8 protein-coding genes are annotated in these 9,505 nt (G+C 73.7%); all 8 read left to right on the forward strand.

What is annotated here, in order from left to right:
- Nucleotides 1-145: 145 nt before the first annotated feature.
- The gene (locus tag ACFWM7_RS29965) at nt 146-1,492 is read left to right on the forward strand and encodes an inositol-3-phosphate synthase (RefSeq protein WP_383266445.1); all 1,347 of its coding nucleotides are present in this window, start codon (nt 146-148) and stop codon (nt 1,490-1,492) included.
- A gap of 107 nt (nt 1,493-1,599) precedes the next feature.
- The gene (locus ACFWM7_RS29970) at nt 1,600-3,327 is read left to right on the forward strand and encodes a UbiA family prenyltransferase (RefSeq protein WP_383266448.1); all 1,728 of its coding nucleotides are present in this window, start codon (nt 1,600-1,602) and stop codon (nt 3,325-3,327) included.
- Nucleotides 3,324-4,196 (forward strand): sugar phosphate isomerase/epimerase family protein, encoded by an 873-nt coding sequence (locus ACFWM7_RS29975; RefSeq protein ID WP_383266451.1) that lies wholly within the window; start codon nt 3,324-3,326, stop codon nt 4,194-4,196. Before ACFWM7_RS29970 ends, ACFWM7_RS29975 begins: the two co-directional genes overlap by 4 nt.
- Nucleotides 4,190-4,888: an EboA domain-containing protein gene (locus ACFWM7_RS29980; protein WP_383266454.1), complete on the forward strand. Its 699-nt coding sequence runs from the start codon at nt 4,190-4,192 to the stop codon at nt 4,886-4,888. The genes ACFWM7_RS29975 and ACFWM7_RS29980 overlap by 7 nt, the downstream gene beginning before the upstream one ends.
- Nucleotides 4,888-5,736, forward strand: a complete 849-nt coding sequence (locus ACFWM7_RS29985) for a TatD family hydrolase (protein ID WP_383266457.1) — start codon at nt 4,888-4,890, stop codon at nt 5,734-5,736. The genes ACFWM7_RS29980 and ACFWM7_RS29985 overlap by 1 nt, the downstream gene beginning before the upstream one ends.
- A 7-nt stretch (nt 5,737-5,743) precedes the next feature.
- A complete protein-coding gene (gene eboE / locus ACFWM7_RS29990) occupies nt 5,744-6,919 on the forward strand; it encodes a metabolite traffic protein EboE (protein ID WP_383266460.1) in 1,176 nt (391 codons plus the stop codon).
- Nucleotides 6,916-8,310, forward strand: coding sequence for an alkaline phosphatase family protein (locus tag ACFWM7_RS29995; RefSeq protein WP_383266462.1), 1,395 nt, complete (start codon nt 6,916-6,918; stop codon nt 8,308-8,310). The genes eboE and ACFWM7_RS29995 overlap by 4 nt, the downstream gene beginning before the upstream one ends.
- A gap of 72 nt (nt 8,311-8,382) precedes the next feature.
- Entirely contained in the window at nt 8,383-9,471 is a 1,089-nt protein-coding gene (locus ACFWM7_RS30000; protein WP_383266465.1) for a sugar phosphate isomerase/epimerase family protein, read from the forward strand.
- Nucleotides 9,472-9,505: the final 34 nt, after the last annotated feature.

A 9,505-nucleotide genomic window follows, 5' to 3' on the forward strand; every position in this document is an offset into this window, starting at 1 on the left:
CACCGGGTGCCCTCCCCCAACACCCAACTCCGGGGCGGCCCCCCTCCGTGGGCCCCCCGCCTCTGCCGACGACGGGCGGGGGAAGCCCGCACCTCCCCCCGCCCGTCGTCCTCCACCCCGACACATCCCCCCAGGGAGGCAGCCCGTGACCGCACACGCCGATCGTGAAGGCCACATCCAGGCCCCAGGCCGCACCGACGCCCCGAGCCCTTCGGGGGCCGCCGGCCCCGCGGGCGCCGCGGACCGTAGTGAGGCCACCGGCCTGGACGGTACTGCGGGCCCTTCGGGGGTCACCGGCCCGGTCGGTACTGCGGCCCGTTCGGAGGCCGCCGGCTCGGTCGGCACTTCGGGCCGTACGGAGGCCGCCGGCTCGGTCGGCACTGCGGGCCGCACCGGCGTCTGGTTCATCGGAGCGCGCGGCTCCGTGGCGACCACCGCCACCGCAGGCTGCGCCGCCATCGCCGCGGGCCTCCACCCGCCGACCGGCATGGTCACCGAGACGCCCTCCTTCGCCGACACCGGGCTGCCGGCCCTGACCGACCTGGTCTTCGGAGGCCACGACACCCTCGACTGCCCGCTGTCCAAGCGGGCCGAGGCGCTGGCCGACGGCGGCGTACTCCCGCACGGCCTCCCCTCCGCCGTACGCGCCGAACTCGACGCGGCCGACGCCGAGATCCGCCCCGGCGGCCCCCTGCCCGGCGACACCCGCACCGACCAGGAACTCATCGCCGCGTTCGCCGCCGACCTCACCGACTTCAACCACCGGCACAACCTGGCCCGCACCGTCGTCGTCAACGTCGCCTCCACCGAACCCGCGCCCGGCCCCGACGACACCCGGCTGCCCGCCAGCTCCCTCTACGCGGCCGCCGCCCTGCGCGCCGGCTGCTCCTACGCCAACTTCACCCCCTCCACCGGCCTGCGCGCCCCCGCGCTCACCGACACCGTCGCCTCCAGCGGACTTCCCCACGCCGGACGCGACGGCAAGACCGGCCAGACGCTGCTCCGTTCCGTGCTCGCCCCGATGTTCCTCCAGCGCGCCCTCGCCGTACGGGCGTGGTCCGGGTCGAACCTGCTGGGCGGCGGGGACGGGGCGGCGCTGGCCGACCCGGCGGCCGCGGCCGCGAAGAACGCCGGCAAGGAGCGCGTCCTCGCCGACACCTTCGGCACCGCCCCCGAGGGCGAGGTGCACATTGACGACGTGCCCGCCATGGGGGACTGGAAGACCGCCTGGGACCACATCGCCTTTGACGGATTCCTCGGCTCCCGCATGGTCCTCCAGACCATCTGGCAGGGCTGCGACTCGGCCCTCGCCGCCCCCCTGGTCCTGGACCTGGCGCGACTGCTCGCCCGCGCCCACGAGAAGGGGGTCGGCGGCCCCCTGCCGGAGCTGGGGTTCTACTTCAAGGACCCGGACGGCGGGACCTCGGCGGCGCTCGCCGAGCAGTACGCCACGTTGCTCGCCTTCGCCGAGCGGCTGCGGGACCAGGCATGAGGTGGCGGGGGCGGATCCTTCCGGCCGCGCTCACCGCGGCCCTGGCCGCACTCCCGTCCGGGACCGGGCGGCACAACGGCAGGGCCCACGGCGTGCGGACGACCGCCGTGACCGATGACAGCCTGTCCGGCGCGGGTGGGACTGCGCCCGCACCGGACAGGCCTGAACCGCCCCCCACGGGCCGGAACGGGGAACAGGGTGCGGACGCCGCCGGCGCGGACCGTGCAGAAGCGGCCTCCGGGCCGGGCGCCGGCTCGGGCACCGGAGCGAGCATCGGCTCGGGCACCGGGGCGGGCGTCGGCTCAGGTGCCGGGGCGGGCGTCGGCTCAGGTACCGGCCCGTCCGCAGGCTCGGGCACCGACCGGGGCGCACCCCGGCATCGCCTGCGGGCCTGGGCGGAACTGCTGCGCGTCTCCGCCCTGTTCTCCGTGCCCGGGGACGCGCTCGCGGGCGCCGCTGCGGTGGGCCGCGGGCCCGGCCGGGGCACCGCGCTGGCGATCGGCGCGTCGCTGTGCCTGTACGAGGCCGGGATGGCCCTCAACGACTGGGCCGACCGCGACGAGGACGCGGTCGACCGCCCGCACCGCCCGATCCCGTCGGGCCGCATCAGCCCGGCGGCGGCCCTGGGCGCTGCCGGGGCACTGACCGCGGCAGGCCTCGCCCTGGCGGCCCGGGCCGGCCGCCCCGCACTGACGGTCGCCACGGGCCTGGCCGCCACGGTCTGGGCCTACGACCTGCACCTGAAGCACACCAAGGCGGGCCCGGCGGCCATGGCGGCGGCCCGCTCACTGGACCTGCTGCTGGGGGCGACGGCTACGGCGACGTACACCGGTGCGCCGGGCAGGGCAGGCCGACCCGACAACGTTGCCGGAGCGCCGGCCGGGGCGCGTGCGGCCTTGGCAGGGTCGACCCCGGCGGGAGCGGTACCGGCTTCGGCGCGGGGCACGGTGACACCCGGATCGGTGCTCGGCACGGCGACAGCGGCTCTGGCGCGCGGCGCGGCGACACCGGCCTCGGGACGCGGCGCGGAGACACGGACTTCGGTACGCGGCGCGGCGATATCGAGGCCGGTCAACGGCGCGGCGGTTCGGGGATCGGTGCGCGGCGCAGCGACGCCGGCCTCGGCACGCGGCGGACTCACCGCGTCCCTGCCCGCCCTGCCCGCCGCCCTGGTGCTGGGTGCCCACACCTACGGCGTCACCGCCGTGTCGCGCCACGAGACGCAGGGCGGCTCCACGGGCACGCCGCTCGCGGTCCTCGCCACGACGACGGCACTCGCGGCAGCGGTGCTGGGGGAGTGGTGGGGGCGGGCCCCCGACTGGCGTGGAGCCGGAGTGCGGGACGAAGGCCATCCGGGGCGAGCCGCCGCCCCCGCCGTCAGCCCGTATGGCGCAGGCCGTTTCGGGCCGGCCGCCGGCCCGGGCGCGAGGCGACCTGTTGGCGCGGCGCTCGCCGGCGCCCTCGGGCAGGCCGCCGGCCCCGACGCGAAACCGTATGGCGCACGCCGCCCTGGGTGGGCCGCCGACCTCGACGCAGGGCTGCCCGCGATCCCGGGACTCGAAGGCCTCCTCGCCAGGGCCGCCGCCGACCCCACCCGCCTCCTGACCCTCGCGCTCACCGCCGCCTACCTCCGTACCGCCGGACCAGCCCTCCTCCACGCCGCCCTGAACCCGTCCCCGCCCCTGACGCAACGGGCGGTCGGCGGGGGCATCCGGGCCATGATCCCGCTCCAGGCCGCGCTCGCCGCCCGCTCGGGATCGCCCGTCACCGGTCTCGCCGTCATGGGGCTCGTCCCCCTCGCCCGCAGCCTCGCCCGGAAGGTGAGCCTCACATGACCCTCCACCTCGGATACGGCACCAACGGGCTTACCGACCTCCGCCTCGACGACGCTCTCGGCCTGCTCGCCGACCTCGGCTACGAAGGCGTCGGCCTGACCCTCGACCACATGCACCTGGACCCGATGGCCCCGGACCTCACCGAGCGCACCCGCCAGGTCCGCCGCAGGCTCACCTCGCTCGGGCTCCGGGTCACCGTGGAGACCGGCGCCCGCTATGTCCTCGACCCGCGCCGCAAGCACGGCCCCTCCCTTCTCGACCCGGACCCCGACGCCCGGGCCGCCCGCACCGCCCTGCTGGTCCGCGCCGTCGACGTGGCCGCCGAACTCGGTGCGCACGCCGTCCACTGCTTCAGCGGCATCACCCCGCCCGGCACCTCGACGGACACCGCGTGGAAACGGCTCACCGAAGCGCTCAACCCCGTTCTCGAAGCCGCCGACCGATCCGGCGTCCCCCTCGCGATCGAACCCGAACCCGGTCACCTCCTCGCCACCCTCGCCGACTTTCACCACCTGCGCGGTCTCCTCGGCGACCCCGGACCGCTCGGCCTCACCCTCGACATCGGCCACTGCCAGTGCCTGGAGGACGCCTCGCCCGTCGACTGCATCAAGGACTCCGCACCCTGGCTCCGGCACGTCCAGATCGAGGACATGCGACGCGGAGTCCACGAGCACCTCCCGTTCGGCGACGGGGAGATCGACTTCCCGCCCGTGCTCGCCGCCCTGGCCGCCTCGGACTACCGGGGTCTCACCGTCGTCGAACTGCCCCGCCACTCCCACGCCGGCCCCGAACTGGCCCGCACCTCGATCGACTTCCTGCGCGACGCGATGACGCGCGGTACCGCGGCGAAGGGAGCCGCCCCGTGCTGACGTCCCGCAAGGAACTGGACGCCGAACTCGGCGGGGCCGCCCGCGCCTGGCTCGACGAGGCCCTCGCCGAAGCCGCCCACGACGCGGCCACCGAAGCGGCCCTCCGCTCCGGGGCGAGCCCGTACGCCTCCCCGCCGTGGGAGCTGCGCTACGCCGCCGCGGGCCGGCACTGCGGTCAGGAACACGCCGACTCCGTACGCTCCCTCCTGCTCATCGAGGCCCGCGCCCGGCTGTCCTCCGTCACCCGGCTCTACGAACAGGGCACCGCCGCCGAACGCCGCGCCGTCCTGCTCACCCTGCACCTCCTCGACCTCGGCGACACCGCTCTCCCGCTCGTCGAGGACGCCCTGCGCGCCAACGACACCCGGCTGGTCGCCGCGGCCGTCGGCCCGTACGCCGCAGAGCACCTGGGCGCCCACGCCTGGCGGCACGCCGTACTGAAGTGCCTGTTCACCGAAGTGCCCGTCGCGGCCGTCGCCCGGCTCGACGACCGTGCCCGCGGCGACGCCGAACTCGCCCGGATGCTCGACGACTTCGCCGCCGAACGCACCGCTGCGGGCCGCCCCGTCCCCGAAGACCTGCGCACGGTCCTAGGACATGCCCTCGCCCTCACCGCCCCGGCCGACGAGGGCGGCCACCCGGCCCCGCCGACCGCAGCTCCCGCAGCCCCCGCCCCCACGGAGGAGTCCTGATGCGCATCTTCGACCCCCACATCCACATGACCTCCCGCACCACCGACGACTACCAGGCGATGTACGACGCGGGCGTCCGCGCGCTCGTCGAACCCTCCTTCTGGCTCGGGCAGCCCCGCACCTCGCCCGCCAGCTTCTTCGACTACTTCGACGCGCTCCTCGGCTGGGAGCCCTTCCGCGCCTCCCAGTACGGCATTGCCCACCACTGCACGCTCGCCCTCAACCCCAAGGAGGCGAACGACCCCCGCTGCACCCCCGTCCTGGACGCGCTGCCCCGCTACCTCGTCAAGGACTCGGTCGTCGCCGTCGGCGAGATCGGCTACGACTCCATGACCCCGGCCGAGGACCACGCCCTGGCCGCCCAGCTTCAGCTCGCCGCCGACCACGCTCTGCCAGCGCTCGTCCACACCCCGCACCGCGACAAGCTCGCCGGTCTCCACCGCACCATCGACGTCATCCGCGAATCGAACCTCCCCCCGGAGTTCGTCCTCCTCGACCACCTCAATGAGACAACCGTAAAGGCCGCCACTGACAGCGGCTGCTGGGCCGGGTTCTCCATCTACCCGGACACCAAGATGGACGAGGACCGGATGGTCACCATCCTGCAGAACCACGGCACCGAGAAGATGCTCGTCAACTCGGCCGCGGACTGGGGCAAGAGCGACCCCCTGAAGACCCGCAAGGTCGCCGACGCGATGCTGAAGGCCGGCTTCACCGAGGACGACGTCGACCAGGTCCTGTGGCGCAACCCGGTCGCCTTCTACGGCCAGAGCGGCCGCCTCCAGCTGGACGTCCCCGCCCCCGACTCACTCCACGAGGGCAACTCCATCCTGCGCGGCGGGGAGTGAGGCGGCCATGCGCTTCCGCCACCCGGACGGCTCGACGGTCCACCTCGCCTACTGCACCAACGTCCACCCCGCCGAAACCCTGGAAGGCGTCCGCGCCCAGCTCCGCGACCACTGCGAACCCGTCCGCCGCCGACTCGGCCGGGACCGCCTCGGCATCGGCCTCTGGCTCGCCCGGGACGCGGCCCGCACCCTGATCAACGACCCCGCCGAACTCCGCTCCTTGCGCGCCGAACTCGACAGCCGCGGCCTGGAAGTGGTCACCCTCAACGGCTTCCCGTACGAAGGGTTCGGCGCCGACGAGGTCAAATACCGGGTCTACCGTCCTGACTGGACCGAACCCGACCGCCTCGCCCACACCACCGACCTCGCCCGCCTCCTGGCCGCCCTGCTCCCCGACGACGCCACCGAGGGCACCATCTCCACTCTGCCGCTCGCCTGGCGCACTCCGTACGACGGCGACCCCGAGGCCGCCCGCACCGCACGCGCCGCCCTCACCACGCTCGCCCAGCGCCTCGACGCGCTGGCCGAGATGACCGGCAAGTCCATCCGCATCGGCCTCGAACCGGAGCCGGGCTGCACGGTGGAGACCACCGCCGACGCGATCGCCCCCCTCACCGATGTCGGCCACGACCGGATCGGCATCTGCGTCGACACCTGCCACCTCGCCACCTCCTTCGAGGACCCCGGACCCGCACTCGACGCCCTGGCCGCCGCAGGCGTCCGTGTCGTCAAGTCCCAGCTCTCCGCCGCCCTGCACGCCGAACACCCGCACCTGCCCGAGGTCCGGACCGCGCTCGCCGCGTTCGCCGAACCCCGCTTTCTGCACCAGACCCGCACGCACACCGCCGCCGGACTGCGCGGCACCGACGACCTTGACGAAGCCCTCGCCGGCCGGGCGCTCCCGGACTCCACCCCCTGGCGCGCCCACTTCCACGTACCCCTGCACGCACCCCCGGCGCCCCCGCTGACCTCGACGCTGCCCGTCCTCCGGGACACGCTCGCTCGGCTCGTCGGCGGACCCGTGCCCCTGACCCGGCACCTGGAGGTGGAGACGTACACCTGGCAGGCGCTGCCCCCCGAACTGCGGCCCCGCACCCGCACCCAGCTCGCCGACGGCATCGCCGCCGAACTCACCCTCGCCCGCGACCTCCTGGTCGACCTCGGCCTCAAGGAACTGCCATGACCGACGAAGCCGTCCCCGGCCCCACCCCCCTCCTCGTCCTCGACGTCGTCGGCCTCACCCCTCAGCTCCTGGCCCACATGCCCAACCTCGCGGCGCTCGGGAAGCAGGGCGCGCAGGCATCCCTCTCCACCGTGCTGCCGGCCGTCACCTGCGCCGCCCAGTCGACGTTCCTCACCGGCACGATGCCCGCCGAACACGGCATCGTCGCCAACGGCTGGTACTTCCGCGAGCTCGGCGACGTCCTGCTGTGGCGCCAGCACAACGGGCTCGTCGAGGGCGACAAACTCTGGGACGCGGCCCGCCGCGCCCACCCCGGCTACACCGTCGCCAACATCTGCTGGTGGTACGCGATGGGCGCCGACACCGACTGGACCGTCACGCCGCGCCCCGTCTACTACGCCGACGGCCGCAAGGAACCCGACTGCTACACCCGGCCGCCCGCCCTGCACGACGAACTGACCGACAAACTCGGCACGTTCCCCCTCTTCCACTTCTGGGGCCCCGGCGCCGACCTCGTCTCCTCCCAGTGGATCATCGACGCCACCCGCCACATCATCGCCACCCGCACCCCCGACCTCGCCCTCTGCTACCTGCCCCACCTGGACTACGACCTCCAGCGCTTCGGCCCCAACGACCCCCGCTCCCACCGGGCCGCCGCCGACCTCGACCGGGCGATCGCCCCGCTGCTGGCCGACGCCCGCGCCGAAGGCCGTACGGTCGTCGCGCTCTCCGAATACGGCATCACCCGCGTCGACCGCCCCATCGACATCAACCGCGCCCTGCGCCGGGCGGGCCTGCTGGAGGTCCACACCCAGGACGGCATGGAATACCTGGACCCGATGACGTCCCGGGCCTTCGCCGTCGCCGACCACCAGCTCGCCCACATCTACGTACGCCGCCCCGAGGACCTGGAGGCGACCCGGGCCGCCCTCGCGGACCTGCCCGGTATCGAGCAGCTCCTCGACGACGAGGGCAAGAAGGCGCACCACCTGGACCACCCCCGCTCCGGCGAACTGGTCGCCGTCGCGGAGAAGGACGCGTGGTTCACGTACTACTACTGGCTCGACGACGCACGCGCCCCCGACTTCGCCCAGCTCGTCGAGATCCATCGCAAGCCCGGCTACGACCCCGTCGAGCTCTTCATGGACCCCCAGGACCCCTACGTCCGGGTCAAGGCCGTTTCGGCGGTCGCCCGCAAGAAGCTCGGCATGCGCTACCGCATGGCGGTCGTCCCCCTGGACCCCTCACCTATTCGCGGCAGCCACGGCCGCCTCCCCGAGAGCGACGACGAAGGTCCGCTCATCCTCTGCTCCACCCCCCACGCGTTCACCGACCGGGTCAGGGCCACCGAAGTGAAGTCCCTGCTCCTCAAGCTTGCCGGACTGCACTGACAATCCCCGTCACGCGCCCGGCACCGCACCGCTCACCCACGTCACCCATGTACCCAAGGGAGTCACGCGAACATGAGCCGCACCTCCAAGGACACCGAACTCGCCCGCAGACTGAGCCGCCGCAACATCCTGGGCGTCGCCGCCGGAGCCACCGCGGCCACGATCATCGGCACGGCGAGCGCCCAGGCAGCCGACCGGGGCCAGGGCCACGGGCACGGCAACGGTCATGGTCACGGCCATGGGCACGGCCACGGACACGGCAAGGGCAAGCCCGTCCTGCCCCCCGGCCGCCTCGGCATCCAGCTCTACAGCCTCCGCGACCAGGTCTCCACGCTCGGCTTCGCCCCCGTCTTCGCGGAACTGGAGAAGTACGGCTACGACGAGATCGAGTTCGCCGGATACACCCAGGGAACGGCCGGCGCCATCACCCTCGCGCAGCTCAAGCGGCTGGCCCGGGACCACGGCCTCAACCCGATCGGCAGCCACGTCGGTTACTACGACGACAACAACCCCGGCGCGTACACCTTCGCCCAGAACCTGGAGAAGGTCCTCGACGACGCCCAGGCGCTCGGCCTCAAGCACATCGGCACGGCCTCCGGCCCCTTCCGCTACGGCGACACCGTGGACGGCTGGAAGCGGGCGGCCGAGGACTTCAACACGTACGGGGCGGCCGCCCGCAAGCGCGGCATGAAGTTCTACCAGCACAACCACGCCGAGGAGTTCTCCTTCGCGACCGACAAGCCGCGCGTACGCCTCTACGACGTGCTGCTCGAAGAGACCGACCCGGACCTCGTCTATCTGGAGATGGACATCTACTGGGCGTTCTGCGCCCAGTTCCGCTTCAGCAAGCGCGTGGACGGCACCCCGGCCCCGCTCGACCCGCTGAAGTACGTCCTGAAGAACCCGGAACGCTACCCCCTCTTCCACGTCAAGGACGGCGTCCGCGACGACACGACCCGCGACGGCTACCGCATGTCGGACGTCGGCGACGGGGACATCGACTACAAGACGTTCCTGTCCAAGGTCACCAAGCGCACCCACCACGGCCGGAGCTACCACCACTGGCAGACCGAGCACGACAACCCGGTCGAGTCGCTCGCCTTCGCCCGCAAGTCCAGCGAGCATCTGCACTCGCTGCGCGAGGGCCGCTGCGGCGACTGACGTGCGAGGCCCGGCCCGCCGGAGAGATCCCGGC

It is taken from the genome of Streptomyces sp. NPDC058375 (assembly GCF_042723425.1).
Lineage (GTDB): Bacteria > Actinomycetota > Actinomycetes > Streptomycetales > Streptomycetaceae > Streptomyces > Streptomyces durocortorensis.

Coding starts and splice junctions, on each gene's coding strand:
- ACFWM7_RS29985 (WP_383266457.1), top strand. CDS start 4,888: ATGCGCATCTTCGACCCCCACATCCACATGACCTCCCGCACCACCGAC.
- ACFWM7_RS29975 (WP_383266451.1), top strand. CDS start 3,324: ATGACCCTCCACCTCGGATACGGCACCAACGGGCTTACCGACCTCCGC.
- ACFWM7_RS30000 (WP_383266465.1), top strand. CDS start 8,383: ATGAGCCGCACCTCCAAGGACACCGAACTCGCCCGCAGACTGAGCCGC.
- eboE (WP_383266460.1), top strand. CDS start 5,744: ATGCGCTTCCGCCACCCGGACGGCTCGACGGTCCACCTCGCCTACTGC.
- ACFWM7_RS29995 (WP_383266462.1), top strand. CDS start 6,916: ATGACCGACGAAGCCGTCCCCGGCCCCACCCCCCTCCTCGTCCTCGAC.